The 16746-nt window shown below is 72.6% G+C and carries 12 protein-coding genes; 5 read left to right on the top strand and 7 right to left on the bottom strand.

What is annotated here, in order from left to right; genetic code table 11:
- On the top strand, positions 1-590 hold a 590-nt coding region (locus FHX52_RS23655; RefSeq protein WP_484133296.1), incomplete at its 5' end, for an MDR/zinc-dependent alcohol dehydrogenase-like family protein.
- Between the two features lie 29 nt (positions 591-619).
- On the opposite strand, the gene FHX52_RS23650 is transcribed toward FHX52_RS23655, so the two are convergent.
- Both FHX52_RS23650 and FHX52_RS23645 read right to left on the bottom strand, forming a co-directional pair.
- Positions 620-1348: a response regulator gene (locus FHX52_RS23650; RefSeq protein WP_141824747.1), complete on the bottom strand. Its 729-nt coding sequence runs from the start codon at positions 1346-1348 to the stop codon at positions 620-622.
- Positions 1345-3438: a sensor histidine kinase gene (locus tag FHX52_RS23645; RefSeq protein ID WP_185747447.1), complete on the bottom strand. Its 2094-nt coding sequence runs from the start codon at positions 3436-3438 to the stop codon at positions 1345-1347. The genes FHX52_RS23650 and FHX52_RS23645 overlap by 4 nt, the downstream gene beginning before the upstream one ends.
- 182 nt (positions 3439-3620) lie before the next feature.
- Between FHX52_RS23645 and FHX52_RS23640 the strand changes: the two genes are divergently transcribed.
- From FHX52_RS23640 to FHX52_RS23625, 4 genes are read left to right on the top strand one after another with little or no spacing between them, the layout of a single operon-like run.
- Positions 3621-3947 carry a hypothetical protein gene (locus tag FHX52_RS23640; protein WP_141824745.1) on the top strand — a complete coding sequence of 109 codons (327 nt, stop codon included), beginning with the start codon at positions 3621-3623 and terminating at the stop codon, positions 3945-3947.
- A gap of 42 nt (positions 3948-3989) precedes the next feature.
- Positions 3990-4364, top strand: coding sequence for a hypothetical protein (locus FHX52_RS23635; protein ID WP_141824744.1), 375 nt, complete (start codon positions 3990-3992; stop codon positions 4362-4364).
- Positions 4365-4423: 59 nt separating this feature from the next.
- Positions 4424-5842 carry a WS/DGAT/MGAT family O-acyltransferase gene (locus tag FHX52_RS23630; protein WP_141824743.1) on the top strand — a complete coding sequence of 473 codons (1419 nt, stop codon included), beginning with the start codon at positions 4424-4426 and terminating at the stop codon, positions 5840-5842.
- Positions 5826-7649 carry an AMP-dependent synthetase/ligase gene (locus FHX52_RS23625; RefSeq protein WP_141824742.1) on the top strand — a complete coding sequence of 608 codons (1824 nt, stop codon included), beginning with the start codon at positions 5826-5828 and terminating at the stop codon, positions 7647-7649. The genes FHX52_RS23630 and FHX52_RS23625 overlap by 17 nt, the downstream gene beginning before the upstream one ends.
- A 30-nt stretch (positions 7650-7679) precedes the next feature.
- On the opposite strand, the gene FHX52_RS23620 is transcribed toward FHX52_RS23625, so the two are convergent.
- The 5 genes from FHX52_RS23620 to FHX52_RS23600 all read right to left on the bottom strand — a co-directional run bounded on the left by FHX52_RS23620 (position 7680) and on the right by FHX52_RS23600 (position 16744).
- Positions 7680-8630 carry an alpha/beta fold hydrolase gene (locus FHX52_RS23620; RefSeq protein WP_141824741.1) on the bottom strand — a complete coding sequence of 317 codons (951 nt, stop codon included), beginning with the start codon at positions 8628-8630 and terminating at the stop codon, positions 7680-7682.
- A gap of 96 nt (positions 8631-8726) precedes the next feature.
- Positions 8727-10844 (bottom strand): hypothetical protein, encoded by a 2118-nt coding sequence (locus FHX52_RS23615; RefSeq protein ID WP_141824740.1) that lies wholly within the window; start codon positions 10842-10844, stop codon positions 8727-8729.
- Positions 10841-12985 carry a hypothetical protein gene (locus FHX52_RS23610; protein ID WP_141824739.1) on the bottom strand — a complete coding sequence of 715 codons (2145 nt, stop codon included), beginning with the start codon at positions 12983-12985 and terminating at the stop codon, positions 10841-10843. Before FHX52_RS23610 ends, FHX52_RS23615 begins: the two co-directional genes overlap by 4 nt.
- A 10-nt stretch (positions 12986-12995) precedes the next feature.
- Positions 12996-15638 carry a hypothetical protein gene (locus FHX52_RS23605; RefSeq protein ID WP_141824738.1) on the bottom strand — a complete coding sequence of 881 codons (2643 nt, stop codon included), beginning with the start codon at positions 15636-15638 and terminating at the stop codon, positions 12996-12998.
- Positions 15635-16744, bottom strand: coding sequence for a hypothetical protein (locus FHX52_RS23600; RefSeq protein WP_141824737.1), 1110 nt, complete (start codon positions 16742-16744; stop codon positions 15635-15637). The genes FHX52_RS23605 and FHX52_RS23600 overlap by 4 nt, the downstream gene beginning before the upstream one ends.
- Positions 16745-16746 lie beyond the last annotated feature (2 nt).

Below are 16746 nucleotides of genomic sequence, written 5' to 3'. Positions count from 1 at the left end.
TCGTGGCGAAGGCGTGGGAGATGGTCGCCGCGATGCGGGCACGGGCGTTCTGGCAGCCCAGGACCGCGCTCGTCACCGGCGCCGGACCGATCGGCATGCTCGCCGCCCTCATTGGCGTGCAGCACGGTCTCGACGTGCACGTGCTCGACCAGGTCACCGAGGGCCTCAAGCCCGAGCTGGTCCGTGACCTCGGTGCGACCTACCACTCCGGCAAGGTCACCGACCTCGACTTCGCTCCCGACATCATCGTGGAGTGCACGGGCGTCGGCCGGCTCATCGTCGACTCCATCCGCAAGGTCGGCGCCGGCGGCGTCGTCTGCCTCACCGGCGTGGGCAGCGGCGGGCGGCCGGGGGACCTCTCCCCCGCCGACATGGGCCGCGAGGTCGTTCTGCAGAACAACGTCATCATCGGCTCCGTCAACGCGAACCGACGTCACTTCTACCGCGGCGCGGAGGCTCTCGCGGCGGCCGACCGCGACTGGCTGGCGCGGCTCATCACGCGCAAGGTGCCCCCGCAGGACATTGAGCACGCCCTCGAGCGCAGCCCCGACGACATCAAGGTCGTCGTCGACTTCCTCGGCGAGAGCTGACGTCCGGAACCGGATCGACGGACGGTGGGTCAGTCTGGGACCGCGCGCAGGTAGGCGAGCACCGCCGCCACCCTCCGGCTCACTCCCTGCTCAGCACCGAGCCCGAGCTTGGTGAAGATGGCGTTGACGTTCTTCTCGATGGCCGACTCTGACAGGTGCAGCTGGCCCGCGATGGCCGCATTCGTGCGCCCCTCGGCCATCTCGCGCAGAACCTCCCGCTCGCGGGGAGCGAGTGCCTGCAACGGTGACGCGCCCTGCTTGACCCGCTGGTCCACGAGCCGTTGCACGACGACCGGGTCGACCACCGAGCGGCCTGCGACGACTGACCGCAAGGCCGCCAACAGCTCGTCGAGGTCGGCGATGCTCATCTTCAACAGGTAGCCCAGCCCCTCGGTCCCGTCCCTGAAGAGCTCTGTGGCGTACGCCGCGTCGGAGTGCTGCGAGAGGACGATGACGCCGACGTCCGGGTAGTCGCGGCGGATCGTCCGGGCGGCCTCGATGCCCTCGGTCCCGTGGCCGGGAGGCATCCTGATGTCGGTGATGACGGCATCAGGCTGCAGCTGCCGGACCGCCGTGAGCAGGGCCACCGCGTCACCCACCGCGGCGACGACTTCGACCTCGCCGGAGTCCTCGAGCAACCGGCGTGTGCCCTCGCGGACCAGGTAGTTATCCTCCGCGATGAGAACCCGAAGCGCCGGACCGGCAGGAGCCGCGGCTGACTCCCCGGGCGCGACCCTTGACGCCGGTCGGGGAGTCATGACGCCACGCCCTCGGGGATCGTGAAGCGCAGGGTCGCACCCGCTCCGGGAGAGCTCGTCAGACTGAGCCGCCCACCGAGCGCCTCGATGCGGTCGGTCAGCCCGAGCAGCCCTCTCAGGCCGACATGCTCGGTGTCGAAGCCTCGGCCGTCGTCACGGACCTCGATGCGCAGTGCCGCGTCGCTCTGACCGATGTCCACGACGGCACTCGAGGCGCCGGAGTGTTTGACGACGTTGGCCATGGCCTCGCTGATGGCGAAGTATGCGGCGTGCTCGATGTCGCGCGGCAGGCGTCCCTCTTCGTCGAGGCCGCTCCGGACATCCACGGGGATCGGCATCCGGGCGGCTCGCTCACGGACCGCCTCGACGAGCCCCCGATCGCTGAGGAGCGGCGGGTGCAGTCCCCGCGAGACCTCCTGGACCGCGAGAAGTGCTCGCTGCCCGTCGCGTGCAACTTCGAGGAGACTGTCCTCGGCCAGTGGGCTACCTCGGCGAATCTGGTTGCGCGCCAATCCAACTCGCGCAAGTAGGGCAACAAGGTCCTGCTGCACGCCATCATGGAGGTCACGTTCGAGCCGGCGACGCCCGGCTTCCTCGGCGGCGACGAGCCGTGCACGCGAGGCCGCGAGCTCGTCGACCCGAGCCTCGAGCTCGCTTGCCAGCCAGCCGTTGTGGATCGCCAGAGCCGCCTGCTGGCCGAGGGAGGTGAGCAGCTCGACGTCTCGCTTCGTGTAGCGGCCCTCCACCTTCGGGCCGCACTCGATGGCACCGATGGTGACCCCGCCGCGCACCAGCGGCACCCGCATCGCGGGCGATGCGGCGGCTGTGAGCGTTCCGGACGCACCCACGAGACGCGCACCCAGGTCCGAGCCCCGCTCCGACGCCACGTCCGCCCCTCCGTCTGCGGCACCCTCCGCGTCGACGACGACGCGCACCCACGAGGCCCCGACGCCCGCACGCACATCTGATGCGACTTCCGGTGCGACCTGGTCGGGGGTAGGCGTCGCCTCGAGGCGTGCTCCCAGACGGGTGATCAGCTCGTAGCCTGAGAGCCGCCGGCCGTGCACGACGCGGTCGGCGAGACGCTCGAGGCGTCCGCGCAGCGGCGCGAGCAGCAGCGTCGCGCCCACGGTCAACGCGATCGCTGCCGGGAGCGGCAGGGCCGCGCCGGCGAGCACGCCGAGAACCACCGCGGCGCCGATGCAGAGCGCACCCACGAGAACCCAGAGGACGGCATACGCCATCGACCTGCGGATGGCGACGTCGATGTCGAGCACGTTGTCGCGCACCATCCCGAGGCCGAGACACAGCGGCACGGCGAAGGCGGCCGGTGCGTAGAGCAGGTAGACGAGCGCCATCGGCAGGGACTGGACCCACCCACCGAGCGCACCGAGCGCCACCCCCGTCACGACCGTGACGAGCGCTCCCAGCACGAGCCAGCGGATCTGACGACGCTCGGCGGGCTCGGACCGCCGGAAGCGCAGGACGAGCACGACAAGGCCGGTCGCAAGACAGACGGGGAAGCTCGCTGCATAGGCGATCTCGGCAACCGGTCCCAGCCACGCAAGGCTCGGCTGCACCGAGGGGTTGGCGGCGCTCACCTGGTCACCCCAGATGAAGCTGCCGGGGTAGGTCGGCTGCGTCGCCCCGATGCGCATGACCATGACGACGGCAACGAACAGGACACCCATGACGCGCACGGCCGTCCGGTCCGCACCGGAGCGGTAGTGCCCGTCGGGGAAGACCGCCAGCAGCCCGAGCAGGGCCAGCGCCTGCCCCATCTCAAGTGCCTGGAGGGCGATGACCACCTGCCACGCGGGGGCGCCGCCCGCCACGAGGTGGGCCGAGCAGAGGGCGCCGACGATGTATCCGACGGCCATGACGAGGCCCACACCGAAGAGGCGGCGAGCGCCGCGGTGTCGCGGCTGCGACAGCAGGGCGAGCGCGCCTGCACCGAGAAAGGCCGCCGTCTGCGGCAGGGCGCGTGATGCTTCTGCGAGATGGCCCGCCCGCGCCCCGATGATCGGCGGGATCGCAACCAGCGCCACGCAGACGAGCGTCATCACGATGCTGCGCCCGCGGATCGTCATCTCGCCAGTGTCGCGCCGAAGTGCCCGTTCTGTCCCGGAGGTCGCCCACACGGGCCGGTGCGGTTTTCCGCACTGCATCCTCCGGTCGGATCTGCGGCCCGCACACTGACGCCGGCCGTGGCGCGCGGCCGAGTCTGGTGTGGCCGCCGGCCGACCGGTGCCGGCCTGACGAGGAGATCACGATGTCCAGTCGCTCGACCGCAGCAGCAACCACCACCACATCGACCACCACATCCGCGACGGAGACCCCGAGCGCCAACGACGTGGCTCGGGCGGACTCCTTCCGCCGCCGCGTCGCCGGGCTCTGCCTGGTCCTCGCGCCGATCGCCTTCAGCGCCGCCGAGATGTTGGCTCCCGAGGGCGGCAGCGACGCGCCGTCCGTGTATGCCGGATGGGCGGCCCACCGCACGGCGGGCCTGGTCGCCGCCTTCATCGGTCTGGCGGCCACGATCCTCTTCCTCCCCGGGTTCTTCGGGCTGCTCGCCCCGGTCGTGGGGCGAGGGCGCTGAGTCGGGCACATCTCGATCGGGGCGGTCCTCTACGGCCTCGTGATGGCGCACGCCGCGCTGACCGGGGTCAACCTCGCCTTCTACGGAGCAACCGGGCCGGGCGTCGACCGTGCCTCTGCCCTCAGTGTCATGGACTCACTGATGACCGACCCGGCCGTCGGTGCTCCACTCCTGCTCGGACACTACGTCTTCACGCTCGGCGTGCTCCTCGTCGCGGTCGCGGTGATCCGCTCTCGGCAGCTCGGCCGCTGGGCCGGATGGGCCGTCGTCGCAGCAGTCGTCAGCGACATCGTCCTCGGCTCGCTCCCCGTGCCCGGGCTCCTCGGCGACGTCGTCAGCGGCTCACTGCTCGTCGTGGGGTTCGCCGCCCTGGGCCTGCAGCTCATGCGTGACCCGCAGTCCCGACCGGCCGTGTGACGCAGTGCCGGGACCAATGGCCCCTCCCCCGCACCCGCTCTCCGACCACGCTGGGCCTCATGCAGCGGCTGAGTCCCCTGGACGTGTCATTCCTCCACCTCGAGCGCGACATCCAGCAGCTCAACGTCGGGTCCGCGCTCGTCTTCGAGGGCCCGCCCCCGACCTACGACGAGTTCTGTCGGGCCATCGAGGTCCTCCTGCCGGCGTTCCCCCGCTACCGCCAGCACGTGCGCCGTGTCCCACTCGACCTCGGACGCCCGCTCTGGGTCGACGACCCTCACTTCCGGCTGCGTGACCACGTCGGCCACCGCCGCCTGCGGGCGCCCGGGACGGACGACGCCCTGCGCACCCTGGCCGTCCGCCTCATCTCGCAGCCCCTCGACCTCGACCGGCCCCTCTGGCGCTCGTGGCTCGTGACCGGCCTGAGCGGCGGACGCTTCGCGCTCGTCAACACCAACCACCACGCGATGATCGACGGCATCTCCGGGGCCGACATCATCAGCGTGCTCCTGACGACGAGTCCCGAGACGCCAGCGCCCTCGACACCTCGCTCCCCCGACCGCTGGACGCCCGAGCCCGAGCCGACCGCCGCGCACCTCGTCACCGACGCCGTCGTCGAGCTCGGGTCGAGCCCGGTCCGGGCGGTGCAGGGTCTCGCCCACGCCCTCAGCCCGGCAGCGCTGACCGAGAGCCTCGCGGAGGTCGTGGGCATGGCGCGCTTCGGTGAGCAGCTGACGCACCTCGAGCTCGGGCTCAACGGCCCGATCGGCCCACGGCGCGACTGGCGCTGGGTGCGCGCCGACCTCGACGAGGTCAAGGCCGTGAAGAGGCACCATGGCGGCACCGTCAACGACGTCGTGCTCGCGGCCATCGCCGGCGGCTTCCGCGCCCTGCTGCTCTCCCGTGGCCAGCGGGTCGACGGACGCACCCTGCGCAGCATGGTCCCCGTCTCGACCCGCCACACCGACGAGCGCGGCACGCTCGGCAACCGGGTCTCGGCTGTCTTCGCGGATCTGCCTGTGGGAGAGGCAGATCCGCTGGCGCGCCTGCACGCGGTCTCAGCCCAGCTGCATACACTGAAGACCGGCGGCACCGCCCTCGGCGTGAACGCCCTCCTCAGCGCCGCCGACCTGCTTCCCGGAAGCCTCTACGCCCTGGGCGTCAAGGCCTGGGCCCACAGCCCGCAGCGGATCTTCAGCACGGTGACGACGAACGTGCCCGGCCCGCAGGTGCCGCTCTACCTCCTCGGGCGGCGGATGACCGACATGTATCCCTACATCCCCCTCGGCGCAGACCTGCGCATCACCATCGGCATCGCGTCGTATGCCGGTGGGCTGGCTTGGGGGGTCACCGGCGACCACGACTCCGTCCCCGACCTGAGGGTGCTCTCCGACGGCATCGACCACTCCGTCACCGAGCTCATCGCTCTCACCCCACCATCGACACGCTCCGAGGTGCGTCATGCAGGACATCGCTGAACCGGCCCGCTACACCCCCACTCCCGACGACCTCCTGACGGACGATCTGTTCGCCAACGCCCGCGCCCACGGGCCTGAGACCGGCTACTCGCGAAGGGTGGGCGACCGCTGGGTTCCCGTCACGCACACGCAGCTGGCCGACCGCGTGACCGACGTCGCGGCGGGCCTCATGGCGTGGGGCCTCGCCCCCGGCGACCGGGTCGCCATCATGGCGGGCACGAGCTTCGAGTGGATGGTCTGCGACTACGCGATCTGGACCGCGGGCGGCGTCACGGTGCCGATCTACGAGACGTCGTCCGCCGAGCAGGTCGCGTGGATCCTCGAGGACTCCGGCGCAGTGGGCGCCTTCGTCGGCAACGCCGACGCCGCGGCCACGATCGCCTCCGTGAGCACGGAATCGACTGCCCTGCGGGCCGTGTGGTCCTTCGACGGCACGGAGCTCGACGAGCTCGCGGCGTCGGGTCGCGACGTCGACCGGTCCGAGGTCGAGGCACGCCGCACGTCGCGGACGAGCGACGCGCTGGCGACGATCATCTACACCTCGGGCACGACGGGGCGCCCGAAGGGGTGCGCGATCACGCACGCCAACCTGCTGTGCCAGATCCACAACGTCGCCGCCGCGACGAACGTCACCGAGCTCGTCTTCAACGACCACAGCACGACGCTGCTCTTCATCCCCGTCGCGCACATCCTTGCGCGGTCGATCCAGCTGACCGCGGTGCACAGCAGGGTCCACCTCGCCCACGGCAGCGACGCCAAGAAGGCAGCAGCGCTCCTCGTCGACTTCAAGCCGTCGGTCATCCTCGCGGTGCCCTACATCTTCGAGAAGATCTACAACACGGCGAAGCACAAGGCCGCGGCCGAGAACAAGGGCTGGATCTTCGCGCAGGCCGACGCCACGGCCCGGGAGTACAGCGAGTCCATCGACCGCGGTGGCCCGAGCCTGCTGCTGCGGCTGCGGCACGAGCTCTTCGACCGCCTCGTCTACGGCAAGCTGCGGGCCGCGCTCGGAGGGCAGGTCGAGTACATCGTCAGCGGCGGAGCACCGTTGGGGGCCAGGCTCGGTCACTTCTTCCGCGGCATCGGGATCAACCCGCTCGAGGGCTACGGGTTGACCGAGACGTGCGCCGGCGTGACGCTCAACCTGCCCGGCCAGCAGCGCATCGGGACGGTCGGGCGGCCGCTCCCCGGCTGCTCGGTGCGCATCGCGGACGACGGCGAGGTGCTGCTCAAGGGCGCCGTCGTCTTCCAGGGCTACTGGCACAACGAGGAGGCCACCCGCGAGGCCTTCGACGAGGACGGCTGGTTCCGCACCGGCGACCTCGGCTCCCTCGACGCCGACGGCTACCTCACGGTGACCGGACGCAAGAAGGACATCATCGTGACCGCCGGTGGCAAGAACGTCGCGCCTGCGGTGCTCGAGGACCGGCTCCGGGCCCACTGGCTCGTCAGCCAGTGTCTCGTCGTCGGCGACCGCCGCCCCTATGTCGCGGCGATGCTCACCATCGATGCCGACGTGCTGCCGCAGTGGCTGGCCGAGCACGGCCACACCGAGGCGGCGCCGGTGGAGCGCATCCACGAGAGCCCGGAGCTGCTCGCCGAGCTCCAGACCGCCGTCGACGACGCCAACAAGGCCGTCTCCAACGCCGAGGCCATCAAGCGGTTCGCCGTGCTGCCAGCGGACTTCACCGTCGACGACGGCCTGCTCACCCCGACCCTCAAGGTCAAGCGCGCCGTGGTCACGCAGCGGTATGCCGCCGAGATCGACAGCCTCTACTCTCAGCCCCGCACGGAGAGCCCCGTGTAGCAACAGTGCTCAACCCGCCGTCCGCGCGAGTCAGGGGCGCGCGGCGAGGACGGCGACCGCGCCCTCGGACCCCATCCAGTCGTGGATCTGCTCGAGCGTCCACTCCGGCACCTCGAGCTGCGGCACGTGGCCGACGTCCTCGGCGACCTCGAACCGCCACGTCGGGTTGCTCTTCGCCACCGCTCGCGCCGCGGCGATCGGCACGAGCCGGTCCTTCGCCCCGTGCAGGAGCAGCACGGGGACGCTGATACGGGTCATGAGCGCCTGGAGCCAGCGCCGCCGGGCGAGCACGAGCACGAGGGAGCGCCCCGCGACGACGAGCTCGGCGTCCACGTCCGGGTAGCTCTCCCGCTCGCGGGCGAGCTCGAGGTGCTGGTGCAGGACGTGCTTCGGCACGCGTGTCGTGTCGACGCAGCAGAGCCGCAGCACGGCCATGGCCTGCGTCTCGGCGGAGAAGAGGCTGCGGCGGCGGGCCATGAAGACGCGCGCGACGGCAGGGACGGCATACGCGCCGAACATCAGGGTGACGAGCGGATCGGGGCGAGCCGAGGGACCAACGGGCACAGCGGGATCCACCAGCACGAGCCCGGCCACGAGATCGGGGCGCTCGTCGGCGAGGAGCAGGCTGATGAGTCCGCCCATCGAGTTGCCGACGAGGATGACGGGGTGGCCGATGACGGCGTCGACGAAGCGCGCGAGGAGGTCGCGGTTGTCCTCGATCCGCGGTGAGCGCCCGAGCGGCTGGGTGCGCCCGAAGCCGACGAGGTCGATGGCCATGACCCGGCAGGTCTCCGCCAAGGTCGGTGCGATCGCGGCCCAGTTGAGGAGCGAACCGCCCAACCCGTGCACGAGCAGGAGCAGCGGGCCGTCCTCCTGGCCGCCGTAGTCGACGTAGTGGACCGGGCCGCTGAGGTCGACCCACCGGCTCTCGGGAATCTCGTGCCGCGAGCGCGAGGCATCGTCAGCAGGCGAAGCTGTCACAGTCTCATCGTGCCCGCCGAGACCCGCCCGGCCACCACCTGCAGGTCACATGTGACGGACAGCACGCACTCCGCGCCAGGAGTGGCTCGCGGGGCCTCACCGTTGACGCACGGAAGCCCCGTCGATGATGAACTCCGCTGCGCCTCCCTGGGCCAGGACGACGAGCTGCGTCACCGGAGACTTCGACGCCGGGGCCCGCAGCAGCTCCCACTCCCCCGTCGTCGTCGACATCGCCCCCGGCTTCATGACGCCGCCGGGGCCGGCCGCCAGCGACACCTGACCACGGATCACGAAGACCCATGCCGCGGCCTCGGCAGCGGCCGGTGCCGTCGTCTTCGCGGCGAAGGTCTGGGCGACACCGCTCTTGGGCTTGTTGGCCACGATGTGCAGCTGCCAGCCCTCCTGACCCCTCGTCGAGGGCTCGAGCCGCGCCTCGGTGCGCCCGCCCTTGGGGTTGACGACCTGCCAGTCGCGTCCGAGGCTGGGCGACCGCCCGACCTTGCTCACCGCGGCCGCCGCCGCCGTTCGTGACGCCAGTGCGAGGGCGGGGTTCGAGAGCAGGTTGGGCGTGACCGCAGGAGCGCCGAGCGTGTCGAACCGGAGTCCGCTCGAGGCCTCACCCGTGCCCGCCGTGCGTCGACGGGCCCGCCAGACCCGCCGTCCCGCGGGCGTCTGGACGAGGCGGTGGACCCGGCTGACGGCGGTGCCGGCGCGCGGCACCTCCTCGTCCTTGACGGTCGACCCGGGCACGTGGGGCACGATCGTGCCCGTCACGCCCTCGGACGACACGTCCGTCGCACCCGGCGGGACCGCCGCCAGCGCGAGACCGGCTCCCGTGGACATCAGGGGATACCAGTAGTCGGGCAGGCTCGTGCCCAGTCGGTAGTAGAGGGTGTCACCGGCCGAGCCGGGAGTGAAGGCCGGGTCACGCTCCGAGCGCAGCGAGAGCCATCGTCGATACCGGTCGACCTTCGCGCCGTCCTCGTCCGTCGTCGCGAGCTCGATGAGCCAGCCGAGGTTCGCCATCTCGTCGCGGGCGAGCAGCACCTCCTCCGTCGACGGACCCTGCAAGGGCGGGGGCGAGCCGGGGAGCAGCACCCGCATGCCCACGCCGGCGTCCGTCGTCGCGGACGCTGCCGTGAGCTCCCAGAGGCGGAAGCGTGCAGCCGGTCCGTCGAGAGCCGCAGCCGGCAGCACCGGTGTGACGGTGCCGAAGGAGTCGGTGACGGTGAGGGAGGTGATGAGCGTGGCCCCGGAGTCGAGCGTCAGCGGCACGACGAACCAGTCGTTGCCGAAGCCGTGGGCGAAGGAGACGAGCAGCTGGCGCGAGGGGTCTTGACCCGCAAGGACATCGAGGTTGACCGTGCCGTCCTCCATCGTCCAGAAACCGCGCTCCGGCATCCCGGGGTAGGTCACCGGCGACGGTCGCACCGCCGCCGGTGGTCCGGCCGGCGGTGCGCTCGCAAGGGCCGAGCGGTCGAAGCTGTGCCAGTCGAGGCCCTCTCCGTCGTAGTCCGGTGCCGTCAGGGTCAGCGTCGCGCTTCCGACCCTGCCCGCCGCGGAGAAGGCGTACGCCAGCGTGGTGCCGTCCCACTTCGGTGGGGCGGTGGGTCCACCGACAGGTCCCAGCCGTGCCGTCATCCAGCCGACCCAGCTCCGGGCGGCCACCTCGATGAGGGCCCTGCTCGTTCCTGCCCCGGGCAGCGGCGGGAGGGTCCCCGTCGTCCCGGCGGCGCCGACGGCCGCCGCCCACGCGGCATACAGCGCCACGGGATCGGGCAGCGCCTGGGCGACGGGCCCGGCCGGGTTGCCCGCAAGGACGGCCCGCAGGGGGTATGCCGCCGCGAGCCCGGCCCGCAGGGTCGCCACGGTCGCTGGGGGCACCCCACCGTCGACGACGCGACGGAAGAGCTCGGTCGCGAGCCGGATTCTCGTCGCCGTGTCGATGCGGTCGCGGGGCGTCGGCGGCTCGGCCTCGACGTCGGGCTCGAGCGGAGCCGTCACGGGCTTGCCGTCGACGGTCAACGGGGTCGTCGACCTGCCCACCGTGACTGTGACCGGCGACCCGCCGTCGTCAGCGACGAAGCCGCGCGTCTGCAGCTGACGGGCGAGGAACCACAGCGGGTCGCGCACGGGGGCGGTGACGGCGGCGAGCCGCTGGTCGTCGGTGCCCGCTGTCGACGCCGGGCGCAGGGCGCCGGTCACGCGGGTCACGGCGCACCGGCGATCGTGACGGAGCCGGTGACGAGATCCGCCGCGACCGCGCGGTCGGCGGCCTGGGCCATGGTCGAGGTGACGACCCCGACGAGGCTGGCGAGGTCCCAGGTCGCCGGCACCCGGTTCGGGGCCAGCGAGGGCGGCACCGCGACGAGGATCGCCTGGGGCGGGTCCGCGTCCGGCTCGTCGTAGTGGAAGGCGAGCGCAGCGTCGTGCGTCGAGTCCGGCACGGTCTGCACCCAGGCGTCCACGGCGAGCCCGGTCACGGCGTCGGGCACGGTCGTCCCTCCTGACCGAACGACGACGACGTCGACGAGACCAGGCGCCGGAGCGGGGTCGGTGCCGCTCCACACCGCGCCGGACTGTCGGGGCAGCTGCGTGGCCCGGACCCGCAGGCCCGCCGCCGCACAGAGCGTCTCGGCGCAGTCGTAGGCGTCGAGCAGCGAGGCGACAGCGGGTCGGACCCGGGCGTGGTCCATGAGCCAGTCGCGCACGGCCGCGGGCGGGGCGATCGGCGCCGACCCCTCCCTCAGGTCAGACCGGACCAGGGCGGCGGTGGGCAGCGGAACGGGGAGCATGAGCGGCACCGGGCCGCCGAGCAGGATGGGTAACAGGGCGCGGGCCGCCTCGAGAGTGGCATCGGCCCCGGCTGCCGATGGGGTGAAGGTCGGTTGGGCCAGCCTGGGAGACAGTCGCTTTCGAGCCGCTGCAGCGAGCTCGCGCAGCGCCTCGTCACTGGTCACACCCGCCGCAAGCGGAGGCGTCGCCTCCGCGAGACCCACCGCCGCGGCCCGGAAGAGCACGTCGACGAGCGCGCTCCCTGAGCGGTTCGGCGCAGACGCCAGGTCGGCGTCGAGAGCCGCCAACGCCTGCTGAGCGACCGTCACGGCCCGCACCGCTGCGACGACGACGTCGGCTGCCGGCGGTGGCGGGGTCTCACCCGAGGCGGTCAGGTCGGAGGCCTGCAGCGCGCGGGCGCCGGCGACGAGCGCCCGCGCGGCTGAAGCGGCTGCAAGGAGCGCCTCGAGAGGCATCGCTCCCGGTGCGAGCTGCGCCGACGGTGCGATCCGGATGGGGCCCGTGACCGGCGTGTCACCCGAGCTGTCCATGACCGGTCGCGCCGCACGGGCGACCCGTGCTGCGAGCTCCCCCGCGTCGGCGGCGACGCGCAACCAGTCCGGCGCATCGAGACCCAGCTCCGCTGCGGTGAGGTCGAGCGAGGCGACGACACCGCCTGCATCGTCGGTGGCGACCGCCTGGAGGTGCACGCGGCGGGGGTCAGGCAGCAGTCCGGCGAGCCAGGCCGCATACCGGGGGTCGACGGTGCCGATGACGCCCGGGCTGGTCGAGGGCCACGGAGCAGCTGCCGCGGTGTCTCCCACGACGAGCACCCGGTGGGTGATGTCGTATCCACGCACCGGCGTCGAGACGACATCGAGATCATCGGGCACCGTGCCCGACTGGGCGATCTCGAGGGCGGCCCCCGAGCGAGCGAGGTTGCCGCCCACCAGCTGATGGATGCCCTCTGCGGCAACGAGATCCGCGATGGCATCGACACTGTCATCCAGGTCGTCGAGCACGGTCACCAGGGCCGGGTGGTCAGGGTCGCCGATGACGGGCAGGGTCACCTGAGGGTCGAGCGGCACCTCGGCGGCCGTGAGGCGGAACGGGATCGTGGCGAGGTCCCAGACCGGCGGGGTCGCGCTGCCTCCGGCGCGGTAGCGCTCGCGAAGGGCGAGCCCATCGACCGTCGCCGACAGGGCGGCCGACGTCGTCGCCCCGGCCATCCGCGCGGCGAGCGCGTCGCTGACCCGCTTGGTCGCCGCCGCCTCCGCAGCCTGCGCTGCCAGCACCGCGGCCTCCGCGGTGCGCGCGTCGTTCTGCGCCTGCGTCTGCTGCTGCTGGGCCGTGGCCACAGCGGAGTTGGCAGCCGCCAGCGCGGAGGCCGTCGAGGCGACCGTCGCCTGCGCGATGCTGGCGGGACTCGAGGGCACGTCGAGTCGCAGGCTCGCGGCGATGCTCGCGGCGTTGGCGGTGTGCAGCGCCACTTGCGCACGCGCGGCCGCCACGGCGTTGTTCCACGCGGTGAGGGCGGCGTAGTTCACCGGATCGGGGACGATGACGTTCTCGGCCAGCATGGGGTCTCCCTCAGGGCACCAGGACGGTGTGGGTGTGGGTCGTCGTGGAAGGGGGCGACGCGAGGAGCGCGTTGAGCGTGTTCTGCGCGGCCTGAGCCTGCGCGAGCGCGTTCGCCCTCGCGTCGACCTGGGCCTGGTACGGGGCCCAGGCGGCGGCGGCTGCAGTGCGCGCGGCCGTGGCCGCTGCGAGCCGCCCCTGGGCGTCCGCCACGGGTCCTGCTGTCGCGTCGGCCGCAGCTCGGGCGACCGCAGCGTTGGCCCTCGCCAGCGCGACGGCGTCGCCTGCCGCTCGCCTGGCCGCCTCCAGTCCCTCGAGCTCGGACCCCGTCGAGAAGCGGGTGAGCTTGCGGAAGGCCGCGAGGTAGCGCTGCAGGCCGGCGTCGACGAGACCCCGCTCGAACTGCTGCCCCAGCACGGCCGCGAGCGGCTGCCCGTTGCGGACCGCGCCGAGAACCCACCGGGCGCGACGAATTCGCCGTGACGACAGGTCGACCGCCATCGGCAGACGGGACTCGGTGGCCGTGTCGAGCGGGGCCAGGCTCGCGAGACCCGTTCGCGCCGCCTGGGCTGCCGTGAGGTCGCCCCGGGCGTTCGCGTCGGCGAGCCGCGCGGCCCAGGCCGCTCGCCGCTGCCCCAGGTACCCCGAACGCAGGACCGCCGCGGTCGCCGCGTGCCCGAGCGACGGGGCGAGGATGTGTCCGAACGAGCGAGGGCGCGAAGCCGGCCGGGGGATGACGTCGGTGACGTAGCCGTACGCCCCGATGACGGGCGCACCCGTGACGCCCGTCGCCCGACGCCGCGTCGCGGCTGCCGTCACCCAGGCGTCGACCCGGTGGGACAGCACATCGAGGTGGGCGCCCAGTGCCGCCGCGATGGCGGCCCTACCGTCATCAGTTGCCGCCGCTGCTGCCAGCGACGTCAGGGCGGCAGAGACGCCGGGAGCTGTGCCCGCTCCGACCGCGACCGCGCCGAGGACTGATGCCCGCGCCGCCTCGAGGACGTCGGGAGTGCGCGTCCCGGCGGCGAGCTGGGCGAGGACCGTCGCAGGTGACTGCGGACCGGTGGCGGGACCGACGACAGAGTCGAGCCCGTTCCACGACCCGCCGCCCGAGGTCCAGGCGACCGACGACGCGTTCTCCGTCAGGATCGCCGGCAGCGCCGAGTCGTCGTCGCGGGTGACGCGCCGCGGCGCCAGGGCAGGTCCGGAGGGCACACCCGGGTCGACGTCGAGTGGCGCGAGATGGCCACCGGCACTGTCGCGCATCGGTCCGACGAACCTCGCGTCGTAGACGTCGGCGGCCTGCCAGCGCCGGGCCTCGACTGCCGCGAGGATGCCGTAGGGCTGGCGGCCGATCCGAAGGGCCGGTGCGTCACCGGTGGGGTTCATCGTCGGCACGTCGGAGGGGGCGATGCCATAGCGCTGGGTGAGCGTTCCTGTGGCGCCGGCGCGCACGAGCACCGCGACGGCGTCCGCGATCGCGCCGTGCGGCGAGGCAGCCCCGGGGATCGCTGCGACGCGCGCCTCGGGCAGACCGAGCAGTGCCGCCGCCTGGTGTCCTCCGGACGTGCTCGCCAGCGCGGGCGGTGCTGACCGGACGAGGGCGCCGAGGGTCGCTGCGTCGTGGTCGGCACTGCGCAGGGTCGGTGCGAGCGGGCTGTTGTTGGTCGTGGCTCCGTCAGGCAGCAGCTCGATCCCGGCTCCGTAGACGTGGTGCTCGAGCAGGTCCGCGAGATCGGACGGCCCGGAGCTGCTGCGAATGCCGATGACGACGAGCTCGTCGATGGCCGGCGCCCCCGGCGGCATCGTGATGCGCAGCGCGACCCCGGCGTCGACGGCGGCCTGGAGGTCGGTCATCCATGTCGTCGCGCCGGGAGCGTGCAGGAGCGGCACGGGCAGGTCACCGGCGATCGGGCTGCCCCACGACACGTAGGTGGGCGTCGTCGCCGAGACGTTGACCGGCTCACCCTTCGACAGCAGGACCACGGCGAAGCGGTCGGGCAGCAGACGCACCGTCACGGCCGAGTCGAGGTCGTTCCGGGGCTGCACCGGGGGTGCGCCGGGAGTCGTGGCCCGGACGATCCAGGCCGCTCGCTGGGGCGTGACCCGCCGCGTCAGATCGGCCCAGGCCTGGTCAGCCTGACCCGCGCCGGGACGGTTCCGAGTGGCCCAGTAGGCCTGGGCCAGTGTGGTTTCCAGCGACGAGAGCCGCGGGTCGTGGCGATCCACGCTCACCTCGCTGGGGATGACCCGGACGGCGAGGGTCGTGCCCCCGAGCCACGCCGTGTGCACCCCGACCGGCAGCATGACGACTGGCTGCGTCGTCGCCGGAGCCGCGAGCAACCGCCCCGTGGCCGTGTCCCGGGCACCCGTGTGATCTCCGAGCTGGCCCTCGATGTCGGCCAGCTGGCTGGCGAGCGAGGCTAGCGTCCCGTTCAGCGCCGCATACGGCCCGACGCGCCCGGTCATGTCCGACACGACCCGGGCCAGCTGGTCGCGCCACGCGATGAGCTGGTTCGCCTTGTCGAGGGCGGTGTTGTATGCCGTGAGGGCTGCGTTCTGGGCATTCGTTGCGTTCGTGACCCGGAGCTTCCACGCGTTGTAGGCCGTGCGCCAGGCGGTCGGGTCGTCGCCGTTCGGGTCGTACGGCTTCATGGCTGGTCCGCCACGACGGAGGCGACGGCGTCGCGGGCTGCCTGGAGGGTCTGGTACTTCGCGTCACGGTCGCGTACAGCGGCGTCGACCGTCGTCTGGAGCCTTGCGACTGCGGCCTGGACCTGTGCCGTGACACCCGCCAGGTCGTCGTTGCGCGGGTTCGACGCGGCTTGGCCCGATGCCGTGGCGACCGCGGCGTCGATCATCGACGCGACGTTCGTAGGGTCCGGATAGGCCGCATCCACCCAGCCGCGCAGTGCTGCCGAGACCGGGACGAGGCCCGCCACCGAGCCGGAGTGACCGGCGAGGAGTGCGGAGCGGCTCGTGGACGCCGCCTGGCGGTTGGCCCGTGCCGTGGCTCGCAGAGCACGCAGCCGCGAGACCTCGGCCTGCTCCTCCTCCGCGAGCGCCGTGAGCCCGGGCCGGTCGAGAGGGACCGCGACGACCCGAGCCGCGCGCGCGTCCAGAGCGACGATCTGGGCCTGGACGGCGGCCGTCGCCGCGGCGGCACCCTGCTCGGCGTTCTGCGCGGCTGCCAGCTGGGAGTTGGCTGACGCCAGCTCCTGGGTTCTCGCGACCACGGCGTTCTGGGCCACCGCCACCTGCTGGTTCGCATTGTTGAGGGCGGTCTGAGCCGCCGCAACGTTCGCGTTGGCCGCGGCGCTGGCGTTGTTGGCGGAGTCGCGGGCGGCCTTGAGGATGTTGTACTGCTTGAGCCACACGGCATACTCCGGGTTGGGCCTGGGGTAGCCGCCGCCCGGCAGCGCTCGGTCGCCCGGCGTCGTGGGCATCTCGGAGCTGTCGGTGGCCGCGAAGGTGCCGAGATAGGGCTCCGGCATCTCCTGCTCCCACGCGGTCACGGCCGCCTGGGCGTTGGCGGCTGCCTGAGCAGCCTGGGCGGCGTTCGCCTGTGCCGTGGCGAGATTCGACTGGGCGGGAGGAACTGCCGGGCGCGCCACCGACAGGACGTTGTTGGCCGCGGCGAGGTTGTTCGACGCTGTCGCCACGACGCTCTGGGCTGCGAGCACCGCCTGGTGCGCGGTCGCCTGGGACTGCTGACGGGCGGCGAGAGTCGCCTGGAGTCCGGATCGGGCGTAGTCGTACAACG

This window comes from Humibacillus xanthopallidus, from assembly GCF_006717145.1.
GTDB lineage: Bacteria > Actinomycetota > Actinomycetes > Actinomycetales > Dermatophilaceae > Humibacillus > Humibacillus xanthopallidus.
The sequence above is the reverse complement of the archived record's forward strand: the minus strand, read 5'-3'. Positions and strand labels throughout refer to the sequence as shown.

Excerpts from the sequence above, each read along its gene's own strand:
- FHX52_RS23640 (WP_141824745.1), top strand. The coding sequence starts at position 3,621 with ATGTCCAGTCGCTCGACCGCAGCAGCAACCACCACCACATCGACCACC.
- FHX52_RS23605 (WP_141824738.1), bottom strand. The coding sequence starts at position 15,638 with ATGAAGCCGTACGACCCGAACGGCGACGACCCGACCGCCTGGCGCACG.
- FHX52_RS23635 (WP_141824744.1), top strand. The coding sequence starts at position 3,990 with ATGGCGCACGCCGCGCTGACCGGGGTCAACCTCGCCTTCTACGGAGCA.
- FHX52_RS23645 (WP_185747447.1), bottom strand. The coding sequence starts at position 3,438 with ATGACGATCCGCGGGCGCAGCATCGTGATGACGCTCGTCTGCGTGGCG.
- FHX52_RS23610 (WP_141824739.1), bottom strand. The coding sequence starts at position 12,985 with ATGCTGGCCGAGAACGTCATCGTCCCCGATCCGGTGAACTACGCCGCC.
- FHX52_RS23650 (WP_141824747.1), bottom strand. The coding sequence starts at position 1,348 with ATGACTCCCCGACCGGCGTCAAGGGTCGCGCCCGGGGAGTCAGCCGCG.
- FHX52_RS23630 (WP_141824743.1), top strand. The coding sequence starts at position 4,424 with ATGCAGCGGCTGAGTCCCCTGGACGTGTCATTCCTCCACCTCGAGCGC.
- FHX52_RS23625 (WP_141824742.1), top strand. The coding sequence starts at position 5,826 with ATGCAGGACATCGCTGAACCGGCCCGCTACACCCCCACTCCCGACGAC.